General features: G+C 73.2%; 12 protein-coding genes and 1 pseudogene. 4 read left to right on the top strand and 9 right to left on the bottom strand.

What is annotated here, in order from left to right; translation table 11 throughout:
- From ACIGNX_RS30090 to ACIGNX_RS30070, 5 genes and pseudogenes are all read right to left on the bottom strand, one after another.
- Window positions 1–590, bottom strand: a pseudogene (locus ACIGNX_RS30090) (glycogen debranching enzyme); the annotation flags it as partial.
- Between the two features lie 249 nt (window positions 591–839).
- Window positions 840–2,051 carry an ATP-binding protein gene (locus ACIGNX_RS30085; RefSeq protein ID WP_396544197.1) on the bottom strand — a complete coding sequence of 404 codons (1,212 nt, stop codon included), beginning with the start codon at window positions 2,049–2,051 and terminating at the stop codon, window positions 840–842.
- Window positions 2,041–3,537 carry a glycosyltransferase family 2 protein gene (locus ACIGNX_RS30080; protein WP_396544196.1) on the bottom strand — a complete coding sequence of 499 codons (1,497 nt, stop codon included), beginning with the start codon at window positions 3,535–3,537 and terminating at the stop codon, window positions 2,041–2,043. The genes ACIGNX_RS30085 and ACIGNX_RS30080 overlap by 11 nt, the downstream gene beginning before the upstream one ends.
- The gene (locus tag ACIGNX_RS30075; protein WP_396544195.1) at window positions 3,534–4,637 is read right to left on the bottom strand and encodes a HEAT repeat domain-containing protein; all 1,104 of its coding nucleotides are present in this window, start codon (window positions 4,635–4,637) and stop codon (window positions 3,534–3,536) included. The genes ACIGNX_RS30080 and ACIGNX_RS30075 overlap by 4 nt, the downstream gene beginning before the upstream one ends.
- A complete protein-coding gene (locus tag ACIGNX_RS30070) occupies window positions 4,634–5,008 on the bottom strand; it encodes a response regulator transcription factor (protein ID WP_396544194.1) in 375 nt (124 codons plus the stop codon). The genes ACIGNX_RS30075 and ACIGNX_RS30070 overlap by 4 nt, the downstream gene beginning before the upstream one ends.
- A 467-nt stretch (window positions 5,009–5,475) precedes the next feature.
- On the opposite strand from ACIGNX_RS30070, the gene ACIGNX_RS30065 reads away from it, so the two are divergent.
- The 3 genes from ACIGNX_RS30065 to ACIGNX_RS30055 all read left to right on the top strand — a co-directional run bounded on the left by ACIGNX_RS30065 (window position 5,476) and on the right by ACIGNX_RS30055 (window position 9,859).
- Window positions 5,476–6,636: a glutathione-independent formaldehyde dehydrogenase gene (locus tag ACIGNX_RS30065; RefSeq protein WP_396544193.1), complete on the top strand. Its 1,161-nt coding sequence runs from the start codon at window positions 5,476–5,478 to the stop codon at window positions 6,634–6,636.
- Between the two features lies 1 nt (window position 6,637).
- The gene (locus ACIGNX_RS30060) at window positions 6,638–7,186 is read left to right on the top strand and encodes a type 1 glutamine amidotransferase domain-containing protein (protein WP_396544192.1); all 549 of its coding nucleotides are present in this window, start codon (window positions 6,638–6,640) and stop codon (window positions 7,184–7,186) included.
- A 345-nt stretch (window positions 7,187–7,531) separates the two neighbouring features.
- Window positions 7,532–9,859: an NACHT domain-containing protein gene (locus ACIGNX_RS30055; RefSeq protein ID WP_396544191.1), complete on the top strand. Its 2,328-nt coding sequence runs from the start codon at window positions 7,532–7,534 to the stop codon at window positions 9,857–9,859.
- A 43-nt stretch (window positions 9,860–9,902) separates the two neighbouring features.
- On the opposite strand, the gene ACIGNX_RS30050 is transcribed toward ACIGNX_RS30055, so the two are convergent.
- Both ACIGNX_RS30050 and ACIGNX_RS30045 read right to left on the bottom strand, forming a co-directional pair.
- The gene (locus tag ACIGNX_RS30050) at window positions 9,903–12,497 is read right to left on the bottom strand and encodes an AAA family ATPase (RefSeq protein WP_396544190.1); all 2,595 of its coding nucleotides are present in this window, start codon (window positions 12,495–12,497) and stop codon (window positions 9,903–9,905) included.
- Between the two features lie 310 nt (window positions 12,498–12,807).
- A complete protein-coding gene (locus ACIGNX_RS30045) occupies window positions 12,808–14,229 on the bottom strand; it encodes an MFS transporter (RefSeq protein WP_396544189.1) in 1,422 nt (473 codons plus the stop codon).
- A gap of 163 nt (window positions 14,230–14,392) precedes the next feature.
- Here ACIGNX_RS30045 and ACIGNX_RS30040 point away from each other — a divergent pair, with 163 nt between their 5' ends.
- Window positions 14,393–15,115 (top strand): TetR/AcrR family transcriptional regulator, encoded by a 723-nt coding sequence (locus ACIGNX_RS30040; protein ID WP_396544188.1) that lies wholly within the window; start codon window positions 14,393–14,395, stop codon window positions 15,113–15,115.
- Window positions 15,116–15,230: 115 nt separating this feature from the next.
- Here the strand turns inward: ACIGNX_RS30040 and ACIGNX_RS30035 are convergent, their stop codons facing one another.
- Complete coding sequence (locus tag ACIGNX_RS30035) at window positions 15,231–16,490, bottom strand: cytochrome P450 (protein ID WP_396544187.1); 1,260 nt, start codon at window positions 16,488–16,490, stop codon at window positions 15,231–15,233.
- Complete coding sequence (locus tag ACIGNX_RS30030) at window positions 16,487–17,776, bottom strand: cytochrome P450 (protein ID WP_396544186.1); 1,290 nt, start codon at window positions 17,774–17,776, stop codon at window positions 16,487–16,489. Before ACIGNX_RS30030 ends, ACIGNX_RS30035 begins: the two co-directional genes overlap by 4 nt.
- Window positions 17,777–17,778: the final 2 nt, after the last annotated feature.

The raw sequence follows: 17,778 nt of genomic DNA, 5'->3' as shown, positions 1-17,778 counted from the left end.
GTGACACCGAGGCCCTTGAGGTGCTCGATCACCGCCGGGTGCGCCAGACCCGCGTAGGTTCCGCGCAACTGCTCCGGGATCTCGGGGTGCTGCATGGTCAGGCCCCGCACGTGGGCCTCGTAGATGACCGACTCGTTGTACGGGATGTTCGGCGGCCGGTCGTTGGCCCAGTCGAAGAACGGGTTGACCACCACCGACAGCGGCACGTGACCGGCCGAGTCGAGGTCGTTGCGCGAGCCCGGGTCGCCGAACGGGTAGCCGAACAGCGACTCGTCCCAGTCGACGTCGCCGGTGATCGCCTTGGCGTACGGGTCGATCAGCAGCTTGTTGGGGTTGCACCGCAGGCCGCGCGCCGGGTCGTGCGGGCCGTGCACGCGGTAACCGTACTTCTGACCCGGGCCGACACCGGACAGGTAGCCGTGGTGGACGCCACCGCTCACCTCCGGCAACCGCACGCGCGTCTCGGTCCCGTCGTCGTCGAACAGGCACAACTCGACCTGGTCGGCGACCTCCGAGAAAAGGGTGAAGTTGGTGCCCACGCCGTCGTAGGTCGCACCAAGCGGGTACGGGCTTCCGGGCCAGGGCTGCACGCCGGCTCCTCGGGGTCCACAGGAAAGACACCGACCGTTGTCGCGGGTGGACACCCGCGGGACACCATCCCGGACCGGTGAGGCGCCGACTGCATGACGCTCGATCGGTGTACCCCCGATCGCCTGAGCGAACCTCGAACGCACCTGCCTGTTGGGCCGCCGGACAACCCGGCCGGGCGGCGCGGTACGACCGCCGATCGCGGTCGGGAACTCCCGGACCCCGCGGCGCGGTGCCGGTGGTGGAGCCGTTCAAGCGGCCGGCAGGGTGAACCGCACGGTTACGCCACCGTCGATGCCGTCGTCCAGCCCGATCGTGCCGCCGTGGGCGGTGACGACGCGTCGACAGGTGGCCAGGCCGATGCCCGCGCCGCCTTCCGCGGTGCCGTGCTCGTGGACCTGGCTCAGCAGCGCGAATGCCTCCTCGCGGCGCGCCGGCGGGACGCCCCTGCCGTTGTCGGCGACCTCGACGCGGACGAACTCACCCTGGCGTTCCGCTCGGACGCGCACGGTGAGCCGCCGGTCGGGACGCGCGAAGCGGATGGCGTTGCCGATGATGTTCTGCAGCAGCGCGCGCAGGTGCGTCTCGTCCCCGTGGACCACCGGCAGCGGTCCGAGGTCGAGGTCCACGTCCTCGATCCCCCGGCCGGTGGCGCGGTCCTCGACCAGGTCGGTGAGGAGCCCGCCGAGGTCGACGGGCCCCCACTTCAGCTGCCCGCCAAGCTTCGCGTACTCCAGCAGCTCGTCGACCAGGGCATGCATGCGGCCCGCGGCGGCCCGGCCGCGCTCGACCAGCCGCCCGGCGGTGGGCGCGCCGGTGACGGCGGGGTGGTCGGCGAGCAGTTCGAGGAACCCCGTGATGCCCGCGAGCGGGTTGCGGAGGTCGTGGCTGACCCGCCCGGCGAAGTCCGCGAGTTCGCTGTTGGAGCGCAGCAGCTCGGCGCGGGCCTCGGTCAGCTCCTCGACGCTGCGGGCGAGCGCCCGGCTGGACCGCCGGAGTTCCAGCACGTCGACGACCTGGTGCGCGAGCAGGTCGAGGCTGCGCCGCTGTCGGCGGTCCAGCCGACGGGGCACGTCGTCGAACACGCACTGGGTGCCGAGGACGGCTCCGGACGGCGCCCGCAGGCGGCTCGCGGCGTAGAACCGGACCGACGCGATCCGGCCGGTGACGAAGGGGTTGGCGGCGAAGCGGGGGTCCAGGCGGGCGTCGGGCACCTCGACCGGCTCCGACGCGGTGATCGAGACCGCGCACATCGAGTCCTCCCGCGAGCACACCGAGGAGGAGATCCCGACCGCCGCCACCTGGTGCTGGAGGTGCTCGCTGATCAGGTTGACCGCCCCGCGGGGCACGCCGCACACCTGGGCGGCCAGCTCCGCCAGGGCCTCCAGGTCGGGCTCGCGCCCCAGGTCCTCGACGCCGTACTCGGCCAGCACCGCGTCGCGGTCGGGCGGCTCAACGGGCATCGGGTACCGCCTCCTCCGGGTGCGCCACCGGTCCCGAGCGGGGCACGGGACCGCCCGCTGGTCCGGCGCTCGCGAACCCCACCCGCGTCATCCGGCCCCACTCGGCCTTCCTGCCGCGCACGGCGTCCACCAGACCCCACAACCGCCACACCGCCGTCAACTGCCGGTAGCCGACGTTCTCGACGACCGCGACCACGAGGGAGACCGCCAGGTCCCGCCAGTCGCGGTACCGGTGGAACGAGTACTCCTCCACCACGAGCGCGACCAGGGAGAGCGCGATCCCGTAGCAGAACGCCACCAGGAAGAACAGCACCGCGAACGCCCAGTCGACGGCCCCGAGCAGCAGACCCGCGGCGAGGGCGACGAGGCCGAACAGCTCGACCACCGGCGCCAGCAGCTCGAACAGCACGTAGAACGGCAGCGCCAGCGTGCCGACCGCGCCGTACGCCGGGTTCCCGATCACGCGCCGGTGCTTCCACAGCACCTCCGCGAGGCCGCGCGACCAGCGGCGGCGTTGGCGCCCGAGCACCCGCAGCGATTCGGGGACCTCGGTCCAGGCCACCGGTTCGGGGACGAACACGACCCTGGCCGGACGCCGGTGCGCGCGCATGTGGCGGTGCAGCCGGACGACCAGCTCGGCGTCCTCCCCGATCGTCGCCACGTCGAGGCCGCCAACCTCCACGAGGACGTCCCTCCGGAACAGGCCGAACGCCCCGGAGACGACGACGAGCGCGTTGAGGGCCGACCAGCCGGAGCGGCCCAGCAGGAACGCCCGCAGGTACTCCACGACCTGGATGCGTGCCGGCCAGGTCCTCGGCATGCGCAGCCGGGTCACCCGGCCGGCGGTGACGGTGCTGTCGTTGACCGCCCGCACGACGCCGCCGGTGGCGATCACGCGCTCCGGGTCGTCGCCGAAGGGCCTGGCCACCGCCATCAGGGCGTCCGGGTCGAGCAGCGAATCCGCGTCGACCATGCAGACCAGCGGCTGGACCGCGACGTTGATGCCGGTGTTGTTCGCCGAGGCCTTGCCGCCGTTCTCCTTGCGGACCACGACCAGCGGAACCGCTCCCGGCGGTGCGTGCACCGAGATGACGGCGCCCCGGGTGGGGACGTCGTCCGGCACCACGCGCGGGACCTCCACCAGGCCGAAGTGCGCCCGCAGGACCTCGAAGGTGCGGTCGGTGGAGCCGTCGTCGACCACCAGCACCTCGAAGAGCGGGTACCGCAGGGCCAGCATGGCGTTGACGCTCTCGACGATCGTCGCCTCCTCGTCGTGCGCGGGCATCACCACCGAGACCCCGAGCGCCAGCGGGTTGGCGTACGCCTCGTCGAACCCCGCGTAGGGGCGACGTCGGAGGTGCCGCCGGAACTCGCGCACCGCGAGCAGCATCAGGCCGAGGTAGCTCGTGTTGAGCAGGAGGAAGTAGGCCAGCACGAACCAGTTGGCCAGGACGACGGCGACGCTGAGGACGTCCGGCGCGGTCACGACGGCGCCCGCGCGAGCAGCGTCTTCGCGTTCGCCGTCACCAGCGCCTCCCGGGCGTGGCGCGCGGCCGGGCCCGGCCGGTCGACCAACCCCGTCAGGGCGGTCACCCCGTCGGGCCGGATCGCGGCGAGCGACGCGGCGGCCGTGTGGGCCACCCAGTGCACGGGGTCGCCGACCAGGTCGGTCAGCACGGGGACCGCGCGCCGCGCGCCCAGCGCGCCCAGGGCCTCGGCCGCCGTCACCCGCAGCGCGACCGGCTCCCGGTCGGAGGCGGCGGCGATGACATCGGATACCGAGGAAGGGGCGCCGATGCGCCCGAGGGCCCGGGCCGCGCGCAGTCGCACCTCCGTGGACCTGTCGTCGCGCAGCATCGCGACGAGCACGGGCGCCGCCGCGACCGCACCCATCAGGCCGAGGGCCTCGGCGACCCGGGCCCGGACGAGGACGTCGGACTCTTCGGCCGCCGCGGCGAGCAGCGGTGGGACCGCTGTCGGACCGATCCGTCGCAGGGCGACCATGACGAGGTGGTGCGGCAGCGCGGACGGGCGGCGCAGGCCGTGCACGAGCGCCTCCGCCGCGGCCGGGTCGGCCAACCGGCCGAGGGCGCGCACGGCCACCGCCCGGACCTCCGGGTCCCGGTCGTCCAGCAGCCGCACCAGCAGCGCCGACGTCCCCGGTCCGCCCACGGCGCCGAGCAGGTGGGCCGACCGGGCCCGGACCACAGCGCTGCGCCGGTGCACACCGCGCATCGCCCGCTCCACCGAACCGCGCCGCTCCAGCAGCCCGACCACGGCCGCGCGCGCCTCGCCGCGGACCTTGCCCAGGATGTCGACCGCCGCGGGTTCCAGCGCTCGCCACGTGCGCGCGTCCACGGCGACCAGCCGCTCCAGGGCCGCGGGATCGGTGCCTCCTCCGGCGACCAGGCGGACCAGCCACGGACGGGCCGGCGCCACCAGGCGAGCCCGGCGCGCCTCGACCACCCGACGCCACCACCGACCGGCGAGGAGCGCCACGACCAGGGCGACGAGCACGACGGCCAGGCACACCACCGCGACGACCAGCCACTCGCGGTCGACCGACGGCGACACGGGCGACGTCATCGCCGGCTTCGCGCCAACACCGCGCGGACCCGGCTGGCCAGCTCGCGAGGGCTGAACGGCTTGGTGAGGTAGTCGTCGGCGCCCAGGGCGAACCCGCCCTCGACATCACCCTCCTGGGCACGGGCGGTCAACAGGATCACCGGTATGGCGGCGGTGGCCTCCGCCGCGCGCAGCTCGCGGCAGACGTCCAACCCGGTCATCCGGGGCATCATCACGTCCAGCACGGCGATGTCCGGGAGGACCTCGCGGGCCACGGTCAGGGCGGTCGCGCCGTCCTCGGCGACGACCACGTCGTAGCCCGACTGCTCGAGCTTGAAGACGACGACGTCCCGCACATCGGCGTCGTCGTCGGCTACCAGCACGGTGGTCATCGGAACTCCCGAGTCCTCAACGGTGACATCGAGTACCCGGAACTCCTCCTTTCAGTCCATCGAATTACTCCCGTCGCCACCCGACGGATTTATCACTTTCGGCAATGAAACAACACTGTGGGTGACTCCGCGGTAGTCATCGCCACTGCCGCACCCTCACCAGCCAGTGCGGGCGGCAGGAACTCGGCACAACCCACACCGACCCCGGCGACGGTCACCGTGCGTCCACGACGGTCGGCGGAGGCACGTCGATGTCGCGGCACCAGCCCGTAGCCGATCTCCGCGCCACATCCGACGATGCCACCCGGGCCGGTGCACCGCACTTCCGAGTTCTTCCACCGAACGACGGCGACTGTCCACAAGAGATCATCCGCGGTGGGCCGCCGGTTTGGACGGTCCGCCCAGGGTATTCGGCTCTGACGGGGCCACCCGGACGGAGGGAGGCACCTGATCACGAGGAGGCAGTCGTGAAGGCAGTCGTGTACGAAGGGCCGCGACAGATCAGTGTCAAGGACGTGCCGGACGCGCGGATCGAGCGGCCGACCGACGTGCTGGTGCGGATCACGTCGGCCAACATCTGCGGCTCGGACCTGCACATGTACGAGAGGCGGACCGACTTCGAGACCGGCCGCTGGTTCGGGCACGAGAACCTCGGCGAGGTGGTCGAGGTCGGCTCCGGCGTCGACAAGGTCGAGGTGGGCGACTGGGTCGTCCTGCCGTTCAACATCTCGTGCGGGCACTGCAAGAACTGCGAGCGCCAGTTGACGAACTACTGCCTGACCGCCCAGCCCGAGCCGAGGATGGCTGGCGCCGCGTACGGCTTCGCCGACATGGGTCCGTGGGCCGGCGGGCAGGCCGAGCTGTTGCGCGTGCCGTGGGGCGACTTCAACTGCCTGCGGTTGGGCGAGGACGCCGAGGAGCGCCAGACCGACTACGTGATGCTCGCCGACATCTTCCCGACCGGCTACCACGCCACCGAGATGGCCGGCGTGCAGCCCGGCGACCAGACGGTCGTCTACGGCGCGGGCCCGGTCGGGTTGATGGCCGCCCTGTCGGCGACCATCCGGGGTGCGAGCAAGGTGATGGTCGTCGACCGGCACGCCGACCGGTTGCGACTGGCCGAGTCGATCGGCGCGATCGCCATCGACGACTCGAAGGTCGACCCGGTGCAGGCCGTCCTGGAGGAGACGATGGGGCTGGGCGCGGACAACGGCTGCGAGTGCGTCGGCTACCAGGCGCACGAGCCCGACGGCCGGGAGCAGGCCAACCTGACGATGAACCGGCTGGTCGCCTCGGTGCGCTTCACCGGGAGGATCGGCAACGTGGGCGTCTTCGTGCCCCAGGACCCCGGTGGCGGCGACGAGCTGGCCAAGCAGGGCAAGCTCGCCTTCGACTACGGCATGTTCTGGTTCAAGGGCCAGCACATCGGCAGCGGCCAGGCGCCGGTCAAGAAGTACAACCGGCAGTTGCGCGACCTGATCGCCGCGGGCAGGGCCGAACCGTCCTTCATCGTCAGCCACGAGCTACCCCTGGACCGCGCGCCGGAGGCCTACGAGCACTTCGACAAGCGGGACGACGGCTGGACGAAGGTCGTCCTGCACCCGGCGATGGCGGGGGCGGGTGCCTGACGTGGCCGGGGAGCTGAACGGGCGCCGGGTCGCCATCCTCGCCGCCGACGGGGTGGAGCGGGTCGAGCTGGAGCAGCCGCGGCAGGCGCTGGACGACGCCGGAGCGCGCACGACCGTGGTCTCCATCGCCGGCGGCGAGGTCCAGGCGCGCGACCACGACCTCGACGACGCGGGCACCTTCGCGGTGGACCGGCTGGTCGGCGAGGTGTCGGTCGACGACTACGAGGCGCTGCTCCTGCCGGGTGGCACCGTGAACCCGGACAAGCTGCGGATGGAACCCGCCGCGGTGCGGTTCGTCCGGGACTTCGTCCGGTCGGGCAAGCCGGTGGCTTCGATCTGCCACGGCCCGTGGAACTTCGTCGAGGCCGACGTCGCGCGGGGACGCCGGCTGACCTCGTGGCCGAGCGTGCGCACCGACCTGCGCAACGCCGGCGCCGAGGTGGTCGACGAACCGGTCGTCACCGACGGCAACATCACCACCAGCCGGTCGCCCGACGACCTGCCGGCCTTCTGCGAGCGCATCGTGCGGGAATTCGCCAAGGCCCCGTGAGCCACCGCTGCCGGTCGAGTGCCACCTCGTCGGTCTGCGAACGCCCGTCCGTCGACGCGCACCGCGGTGACAGCGCACTCGGTGAACATGCCCGACATGCCTCTCCTGCTTCGGGTCACGCCTGCCGGCACCGCGACCGCGGTTGCCCCGCTTGGCAGCCAGGCGGGGCAACCGCCGCGTCTCGCCGAACGCACGCTCATACCCACCACGACCACGTCGAGGCCACCAGCCCGGCCGAGGTGGCGCGCTCCCGGCCGTCGGGCGTTTCGATGCCACCTGAACCGTGATCGCGGAGCGGGCGCGGCGCGGCGCCGGCTCCCGCGGGCATCGGCCATGCTGGTGCCCATGCGGAGTGGCTTACCGGGGGCGGCCTGGGTCGTGGTCGGTTGTGCGTCGCTGCTGGCCGTGCTGGCCGGGGTCGTCTGGTTCCTGTCCGGGCGCGTGCTCAGCGAGGCGGACAACTGGGCCAGTGTCGGTGGCCTGGTGCTCAGCCTGCTGGTCGGCGTGCCCGGGCTGGTCGTGTCGATCGCCGCCCTGCGGCTCGCGGTGCGCCAGGACCGGCAGACGAGCGTGCTGGAGGGCCTGGCGGCCGCGCTGGAGGCCGAGTACCGGCGCGAAAGCGGGGTCCGCGACCTCAACGACCTGCTGCCGGTGAGCTGGTCCGCCGTCGGGCCGGCGGACCTGGCGGCCCGCGCGGCCCCGGCCGGGCGGGTGGACGGCGTGGTGGACGAGTACCTCGCGCTGCCCGGTCGCCGGTTGGTGGTGCTCGGCGGCCCCGGCGCGGGCAAGACGGTGCTGGCCGTGGAGCTGGCTCGGGGGTTGGTGAAGGCCCGGGAACCCGGCGACCCGGTGCCGGTGATCCTGCCGGTCGCGTCCTGGGACCCCGCCGAGCGCCTGGACTCCTGGATGGCGCGGCGGATCGCGGAGACCTACTCGGACGACCGCACCGCGGCACTGGTCGCGACACGCAAGGTGCTGCCGGTGCTGGACGGCCTCGACGAGATGGCCGAACCGTCCCGCACCGCGGCGGTGCGCGCGATCAACCGGTGGTTGCCGAGGGACGAGCCGGTGGTGCTGACCTGCCGCACGGACGCCTACCGGGAGCTGTTGGAGCAGGAGACGTTCGAGCCCCTCGCCCACGCGTCCGTCGTGGAGCTGCAGCCGCTGCGGGGCGAGGACGTCCTCGCCTACCTGCGTGACGCGACACCGCAGCGCCTCCGGGACAAGTGGGACGCGGTGCGCCTGGTGGCGGGCACCCCGCAGGCGGAGGCCCTCTCGACGCCGCTGATGGCGTCGCTCGCCCGGGCCGCGTACAGCCGGGGCCCGGGCGACCTGCGGGCGTTGCTCGCGCTGGGCACCCAGGAGGCGGTGGAGGAACACCTGCTGGAGCGCTTCGTCCCGTCGGTGTACCCCGACAACGGCAAAGCGCTGCGGTGGCTGCGCACCCTCGCGTGGCTGTCCGAACGCCGCGGCACGCAGTCGCTGAACTGGTGGGAGCTGCCGTTCGCCGTCTCGCGCACGGCGTTCGGCGCCGTGGTGGTCGTGCTGTTCGCCCTCGTCGGGGTGCTCAACGGGCTGCTCGTGAGCCACCCGATCGAACCGGGCCACGCGGTGGGCATCGGCGTGGTGGTCGCGTTCGGCGTGGTGGTGGCCGGACGGCAGTCGAGCCCGCCCACGCGCACGTCGTTGCGGTTGCCGACCACCCCGGACGAGGTCCGGGCCGCCTTGCGGGCGCTGACCGCCGGGCTGGCCGCCGGCGTGACGGCGGGGTTCGGCTTCGCCCTCGTCTACGCGTACCTGGCGCTGCTCAGCGGCCCGAAGATCTCCATGGAAGTCACCCTCGCCCTCGGGTCCGCCATCACGATCACGATCGTGCTCCCGCTGTGCCTGGTCATGCTGATGACCGCGCCGGCCGACATCGCCCGTGCCGCGACGCCCCACGCGACGCTGCGGGCGGACCGCCGGCGGACGCTGCTGGTGGTGGCCGCGGCGGTGTTCTCGGCCGGGCCGCTGGTGTGGTTCCGGGTCGCGCCCTGGATCGGGGCGTTCGTCGGTCCCGCGCTGGGCCTGACGCTGTTCGTCACCTCGGCGTGGGGTTCGCTGGCGGTGCTGCGGGTCGCCGTCCTGGCGAAGTGGCCGAGCCGGTTGCCGGTGCGCGTCGTGTCGTTCCTCGACGACGCGCACCGCCGCGGCGTGCTGCGCCAGGTCGGCGCGACCTACCGGTTCCGGCACCTGCGCCTGCGGCAGCACCTGGCGCGGACGCACCCGTACCGCGACGCCCCCGTGGGCGGCAGGCATCCCGCCGCCATGCGCCTGCTGTACGCAGTCGTGCTGGTCGGTGCCGTGGCGGTGGCGGGGTACCTGTACTTCGTCGCGTTCGAAGAGCTGTCGGAGGAGTACCTCCTGGGCGTGGTGTTCCTCTGGGTGTTCCCCCTGGTCCTGGGTTTCCACGGCCTGGTCGGCGAGGCCCTGGTCGCCCGCGCGGCGCCGGGGCAGGGCGTGGCGGACGCGGCCCGTGACCTGGTGAGCGCCAAGGGCCGCTGGGTCCTGCCGGGCGTCTACCCGTTCCTGCTGGTGCGCTCACGCGCGCCGCTCCCGGCCGTCCTCGTCACGACCGCCCTCTCGGCCGTCCCGGTGATGTGGTTCCTCACGGCGGTCTTCCCGGGACTGTGAGGCCGTGACCCGTCGGAGGAGGACGGGTCACGGCGGGCGCCGGTCAGAACGAGACCGGTGATTCGGCGGAGGCCATGCGGTGCAGGCTGTTGGCCAGGTCGGTCCGCCGGTTGACGTTCAGCTTGCGGTAGGTGCGGGTCAGGTGCTGCTCCACCGTGCTGACCGTGATGTAGAGGCGCTTCGCTATCTCGCGGTTGCTGTACCCCCACGACGCCAGGGTCGCCACCCGGGTCTCGGCGTCGCTGAGGACGGCGAGCTGCGGCGCGTCGACCGGCGCCGGGTGCGTCGGCTGCCCGGGCGGTGGCGCCGTGCGGCCCGCCTCGGGCGCGCCGCACCGGTTCGCGATCAGCGCCGCCCCGCGCAACGCCAGGCGGGCCTGGCTGAACGACCCCAGCTCGTGGTAGGTCCAGCCCAGGTCCGACAGGGTGTGCGCGAGCTCCAACCGGTCGTCGCCGTCGTGCAGGGCGTCCGCCGCCTCGCGCAGCAGGTCGACCCGCTCGGCCGGCGGCAGGGTGGCCGCCACCACCCGCGTCGACACCGCCCGGTGCCGCACGTCATCCGGTTCGCACAGCGCGGCCTGCGCCTCCGCGAGCACGCGGGCCCGCCCCTGCTCCCCCAGGGCGAGCAGGCTCTGCGCCGCGTCCGTCCGCCACGGCGCGGGCTTGGGCCCGTCGACGCCCCGGTCGGCCAGCAGCGCGCCGATGGCCTCGAAGTCGGCCAGCGCCTCCTTGTGCCGCCCGGCGGCCTGGTAGTACAGGCCGCGCGCCCGCCGGTAGTGGATCCCCGGCGTGCACGTGGACATCGCCTCGGGCACCGGGGTGCGCAGCTGCTCCAGCGCCTCGTCCAGGCGCCCGGCGGCCACCAGGGCGCGAACCAGCGTGCCCAGGGGCAGCCCGATCGCCACGCCCCAGCCCTCGGTCGGCAACACCGCCAGCGCCTGGCGGGCGAGGCGTTCGGCCTGCGACAGCTCGCTGCGCCGCAACGCGACCTCGGCCCGCGTCGCGGCCAGCAGGGCGTGCCACGTCGGCACGTCCCGGTCCGCGATCTCGGCGGACAGCCTGCGGCACCACGACTCGGCGTCGGCGGGCCGGCCGCCCAGCGCCAGCACCGCCAGCGCGCTCAACGTCCGCAACGGCGTCTGGTCCGCGAGCCTGGTCGTCTCGAGCACCCGCTCGGCCTCCGCCACGCCCTCGGCGTCGAACCGGACCAGCGCGGTGACCGCGACCGAGCGGACGGGGCAGTCGGCGCCCAGCGCGTCGGACCGGTCGTCCAACCGGAACCACGCCAGCAGCTCGGCGAGCGTCGCCGCGTGCCGCCGGTCGAGCAGGCCCGCGGTGGCCGCCCCGATGAGCTCCGCGATGTTCGCCGACGCCGCCACCGGGTCGACGTGCCACTGCAACCGGGTCATCAGGGCGGTCGTGGTGGCGCGCTGGCGGGCGTCGCCGCCCGAGTGGCGGGCCAGCCACAGGCACGCCCGCGCGTGGTCCGTGTCGATGTCCGCCAACGCGTGCTCGGCAGCCTCGTGCAGCACGGTGACCAGCTCCGGTTCCACCGGGGCGCCCGCGTGGACGAGCTGCCGGGCCACGATCGGCGCCGCCGCCCCCTCGGCGCGCAGCTGCACCGCGGCGCGCCGGTGCAGCGACGTGCGGTCGGCCGGCGTGATGCCGTCCAGCACCACCTCCCGACCCCGCGGGTGGCGGAACCAGTTGCCGTCGAGCACGCCGCACTCGTTCAGCGCGGCGATGGCCTGCGTGACGGACTCGGGCTCGGTGCCCACCAGCTTGCCGAGCACCAGCGGCAGGCGCGGTTCGTCCAGCACGGCGAGGCTCCGCGCGACCGAGCGCAGCACCGGGCACGTGTCGAGGTAGCCCTGGATCGTGTACTCGAACGCCGGGCCGAGCGACAGCCGCGCGGTCCCGGTCCCGGTCCCGGCGGCGGCGGTGTCCTCGGCGACCGCGTACACCAGCATCGGGTTGCCGCCGGTGGCCTGGTGGCACTCGGCCGCGAGCTCCCACGCCCGCACCGGGCCGACGTGGTCCCGCAGCACGGCCTCCACGCCGGCCACGGACAGCGGCGGCAGCTCGATGCGGCGGTACAGCGGCGGTCGCGGCAGGCCGATCCGGGCCAGGGGGTGCCGCTCCCCCACCCGGAAGCTCTCGGTGAGCACGACCAGCACCCCGCCCGAGCGGACGCGGCACACCATGGTCGACAGGCACGCGAGCGACTGGTCGTCGGCGTGCTGGGCGTCGTCGACCCCGATCACGATCGGCGCCTCGGACCGCTCCACCAGGTCCAGCATCGTCATGCACAGGCTGTGGTGGACGACGGGGGGCACGGTGGCGCCCCGCGCCGTCTCCAGCAGCCCCGCGACCCGGTCCGCGGTCCCGCCGTCGGGCAGCGGCGCACCCCTGAGCAACTGGCCCAGCACGCCGAACGGGACCGCGCGCTCCACGGGGCAGCCCGAGGCCGACATGACGAGCGCACCCCCGTCCGCCGCCTCGCCGGTGAACGCGTTGAGCAACTCCGTCCTACCCGAGCCGACCGGTCCCGCCACCACGGCGATCCGGCCGGCGCCCTCCCGGCAGTCGGCCAGCAGGCCGCGTAAATCGGATAATTGCGACTCTCGTTCGAACAACATCTAGATTCCCCCATAAACCTATTGTTGGTCCGTTCCGACGACCCGCGCCCGAAATCGCCGGATGGCTACTCGAACAGCACGACCACAGCGTCGACGTCGTCACCTCTGTGCCGGTACACCCAGACCTCGCACACGGTCCACGTGTCGTTCCCCACGATTCCCGGCCGTCCGCGCCGACTACCGATCATATCGGCGGAAACGATTGTCCCGCCCAATCGACGCAAAGCGTCCGGGGTGACGACCGATTGGTCGCCACCCCGGACGCCGAATTCGCGACCAGGGTCACCCCCGATCGGATCAGGCAGGCCGGTCAGACCGCCGCCTCGGGTGCCGCCGCGGCGGCCTCCCCGGCGGCGGGCGCCGCTACGGGCTTGCGCAACGTCAGGGCGAGGAGCCCACCCAGGAGCGCGCCTGCCGCCGCGACGTACCCGGCGACCTGGAGGCCGTCCAGGAAGTCCGCGTTCGCGTTCGCGATCGCCAGGATGATCGCGAGGCCGACCGCCGCGCCGATCTGCAGCGCGGTGGAGCCGAGCGCCGAGGCGACGCCCTGCGAGCCCGCGTCGACCCCGGACGACGCGGCCACGAAGATCGCGGTGAACGCGAGGCCGCCGCCGAAGCCGTAGAGCACGACGCCGGGCAGCACCGCCCAGTACGAACCGCCGGAGCTCATGCCCGCCACGAGCGCGGCGAGGCCGATCGCGTAGATGATCATGCCGACGGCCAGGCCCGCGCCGACGCCCGCCTTGGTGAGCACGGTCGAGGCGACCTTGCCGCCCGCGATCATCGCGAACACGCCCAGCGGCAGGAACGCCAGACCGGCCTGCAGGGCGTTGTACTGCAACTGGTCCTGCATGTAGATGGTGAAGATGAAGTAGCCGGAGCTCAGCGCCGCGTGGTGCAGGAACGCCACGGCCATCGCGGTGACCAGGCTCCGGTTGCGGAACAGCGCGACCGGCGCCAGCGGGTCCTTCGTGGTGCGCTCGATGACGAAGAACCCGAGCACCAGCAGGATGCCCAGCACGATCGCACCCCAGGCGCGGATCGAGCCCCAGCCGACCTCGGGGCCGCTCACCAGGCCGAACACGATCAGCGACACGCCGATCGTGACGACCAGCGCGCCGGGGATGTCGAAGCTGCCCTTGCTCACCGCGGTGTCCGGCGCGATGAGCTTGGGCGCCACCAGCGCCGCCAGGATGGTGATCGGCACGACGATGAAGAACACCCACTGCCAGCCGAGGCCGTAGGTGATCACGCCGCCGAGCAGCGCGCCCGCCGCGAGGCCGCCGCTGCCCGTGGCGCCCCAGACGGACAGGGCGCGGTTGCGCTCCTTGCCCTCCGGGAACCGCGTCACGATCAGGGCGAGGACCGAGGGGAACAGCAGCGCACCGCCGAGCCCCTGCACCGCGCGGGCGGCGACGAGGAGGCCCTGGTCGGTAGCGAGGCCGCCGACCAGCGAGGAGAGGCCGAAGACCAGGAGCGCGCCGATGAACATGCGGCGGGCGCCGATGCGGTCGGCGGCCCGGCCGCCCAACAGGAGGAGACCGCCGAACGCCACGGCGTACGCGCTCACCACCCACTGCAGCGACTGGTCCGAGAAGCCGAGCGCGCTGCCGATCTCGGGCAACGCGACGTACACGTTGTTGTAGTCGATGGCGATGATGAACTGCGCCAACGCCAGGAGCGCGAGCCGGAGACCGGACCTGCTCGATGTCGGGTTGTCGGTAGCGACCACAGCTGGGAACTCTCTTCGTCACAGGGCTGCCCGCGAGCTCGTCGCGGTCCAGGCCGGGGAGGGGCGCCACGGCGACGGCGACGCGGCTTCATGGCGTTCACTTACTGAACACCGTTCAAAGGTTGCACTCCGCATACTATCTCTACGCGGTAGGGTGTCAAGCATGGGACGACCGCCGACGCGACGCCGGGACCGCCTCCGGGCGGAGACCAGCGCCGAGATCAAGGCCATCGCGCTGGACCACCTGACCGCCAAGGGTCCGGAGGCGGTCTCGCTGCGCGGCATAGCCCGGGACATGGGCATGACCGCCGGTGCCATCTACAGCTACTTCGACACCCGGGACGACCTGATCACGGCGCTGATCTCGGACTCGTACGCGTCCCTGGCCGACGAGATGGAGGCGGCCTGCACCCGGAACCCGGAGGACGACCCGGCCGCGCGCGTGCTGGCCGTGACCACGGCCTACCGCGAGTGGGCGATCACGCACCCCGAGGAGTTCCGGCTCATCTACGGCGACCCGGTGTCGGGCTACGAGCCCCCCGAGTCGGGCCCGGTGCGCGACGCCGAGGACCGGGCGTGCGCGGTGCTGCTGCGGCTGGTGGCCTCGGGCTGGCCGATGCCGGAGCACCCCCTGGCGCAGCCGTTCGACTGGCCGGACTTCGGCTCGGGGTACGCCGAGCGGGTGCGCGAGCTGTTCCCGGAGCTGGAGCCCGCGACGGTGGCGCTGGCGCTGCGCATGTGGGGCCGGATGCACGGCCAGGTGGCCCTGGAGATCTACGGCCACCTGGGCACGCAGCTCAAGGACCCGGCCAAGCTCTACCGGGCGGAGATGCTCGACCTGACCCGCACCCTCGGGATGTCGGCGATGTCCTCGGCGAGCGCCTGACGGGTGCGCCCGTGCGCGCGGACGACGGCGCTCGCGCGGCGCGGACGCGCGAACGCCCCGGGACGCGCGAACGCCCCGGCCCGCGCCGGGGGGCCGGGGCGTCGCGGTCCCGCCGTCAGGCGCGGGACGAGAGGGTCACCGGCAGCACCCCGATCACCCTCAGGAACGTGCCGGGCCACCGCTCCACCGGCGCGCCGCGCTCCACCTCGTAGTCCAGCAGCGCGGTCAGCGCGACCTGGCCGATCATCTTCGCGATCGGCGCGGCCACGCAGAAGTGGATGCCGTGCCCGAACCCGAGGTTGCGGCCGACCGGGCGGGTCAGGTCCAGGGTGTCCGGGCGGTCGTAGGCGCGCGGGTCGCGGTTGGCCGCGCCGAGCATGGTGACCATGTGCTGACCCGCCGCGATCGGCGTGCCGAGCACGTCGGCGTCCTCCAACGCCATGCGGGTCGTCACCTGGAGGGTGGTGTCGTAGCGCAGCAGCTCCTCCACCACGCCGACGACCTGGTCCGGGTTCGCCCGGAACCACGCGAACTGGTCCGGGTGGTCCAGCAGCGCGTTCACCGCGTTGCCGATCATCGCGGTGGTGGCGCCGAAGCCGGCCGCGAGCAGGTTCATCAGGAGCATCGCGAGCTCCCACTCGCCGAGCCGGTTGCCCTCCTGCTCGGCCCGCACCAGGTCGCTGATCAGGTCGTCACCGAGGTTGTCGCGGCGCGACTCGGCCATCTCGACACCCGCCTGGATGAACAGGTCGCGGGCGTAGTTGCGGCCCGCCTTCTGCTCCTCGGTCAGCGTGAAGCCCGGGTCGAGCCCGCGGCCGCTCTCCTTGGCCGCGGAGAAGAAGATCGGGTGGTACTTCTCCGGGATGTCCAGCAGGTGGCTGAGCACCAGCGCCGGCAGCGGGCGGGCGAAGGCCGCCATCAGGTCGACCTCGCCCTCGCCCGCCGCCGCCTCGGCCAGCAGCTCCCGGGCGAACCGCAGCGCGTGCGGGCGCAGCCGGTCGAGGGTGCGCGGCGTGAACGCCTTGTTCACCAGGCCGCGGATGCGCGTGTGGTCCGGCGGGTCCATGAACATCAGGATGCGGCCGGACTCGCCGTCCGCCGGGTTCTGCACGAACTGGTCGGCGATCATCGACTTCACGCCGATGCCGAAGCGCGGGTCCTTGAGCACGGCGGAGACCTCGTCGAAGCCGAAGGCCGCGAACGAGTCCTCGGACGTGCGCAGCAGTCCGCCGTGCCGGGTGAGCAGCTCCCGGTAGCGCGGGTAGGGGTCGAGGTGGAATGCCTCGTCGAACGGGTCGAACGGCAGCATCCGCGCCGCCGTCTCGGGGCTGTAGGTCAGGACGTCGGGTGCCGGACGCGGCGTGGTCTGGGTCATCGAACGCTGTCCTTCTCTGGATTCGCAGTGGTGACGAACCGGACCGGGAGGTCCAGCAGCACGGTGTGCTTGTTGTTCGGTGCGAACACCGGGGGTCCGGTGAGCTCGACCGCGTCGACCCGGTCGAGCAGCTCGGTGAGCAGCAGCCGCAGCAGCATCCGGCCGAACGAGTCGCCCGAGCACACGTGCGTGCCGGCGCCGAAGGCCAGGTGCGGGTTGGGGTGGCGGCGGATGTCGAACACGTCGGGATCGGCGAACACCTCGGGGTCGCGGTTGGCCGCGGGCCACCAGAAGGTCACCTTGTCGCCGGCGCGGATGTGGTGCCCGCGCACGACGACGTCACGGGTGGCGGTGCGCCGGTTGTAGGGGTTGGCGGGCGCCCAGCGCAGCACCTCCTCCACGGCGCCGGGCAGCAGCGACCGGTCGGCCTTGAGCGCCGCCCACTGGTCGGGGTGCTCGGCGAACACCTGGACGGCCGCGGCGAGGGTGTTGCGCGGCTGCTCGTAGCCGGAGACGAACAGCACCGACGCGTGCGTGTCCCGCTCCAGGTCCGACATCGGCGCGTCGCCGGGCACCCTGCCGAGCGCGATCACCGAGCCGAGGTCGCCGGTCGGCTCGGCGCGCTTGGCCACGAGGAACCGCGCGAAGTACTCGCGCATGGCCGTGAACGTGGCCCGCGAGCCGTCGGTGGGGCGGCCGGTGCGGCGGTCGGTGAAGCCGAGCGTGCCGCGCACCCAGTCCGCGATCAGTGGCCGGTCGTCGGGCGGCACGCCCAGCAGCGAGGTGATCGCGTGCAGCGCCAGGGGCTCGGCGACGGCCGGGACGACGTCGACCTCCCCCGCCGCGACCGCCCCGTCGAGCAGCTCGCGGGTGCGGCCGCGCAGCGTGGGTTCCAGCGCGGCGATGGACCGGCCGGTGACGAACGGCGTCAGCACCCGTTTGATCAGCTCGTGGCGCGGGTCGTCCATCATGAACAGCAGGACGCCGGTGAGCATCCCGGTGGGCAGGTCCTCCAGGTGCGTGCCGCCGCCCTCGCGACCACCGCCGCCCTGGGCGGAGAACGCGGTGTCGGCCGCGGCGGCGGCGATGTCGGCGTGCTTGGTGAACACCCAGAAGCCGTCGTCGCGGGACGTGCCGTGGGGGTGGAAGAACACCGGCGCCTCCTCGCGCAGCCGCGCGAAGAGGTCGTACGGCACGCCGTCGGCGAAGGAGCGGTGATCGGTGAGGTCGATCCCGCCGAGGACGTCCGGCAACGGCTCGGCGCGGGTCAGCGATTCGGTGGCCATGC

This window comes from Actinosynnema sp. NPDC053489 (assembly GCF_044544865.1).
Lineage (GTDB): Bacteria > Actinomycetota > Actinomycetes > Mycobacteriales > Pseudonocardiaceae > Actinosynnema.
Note: the sequence above shows the minus strand (reverse complement) of the source record. Positions and strands in the feature narration are given on the sequence as shown.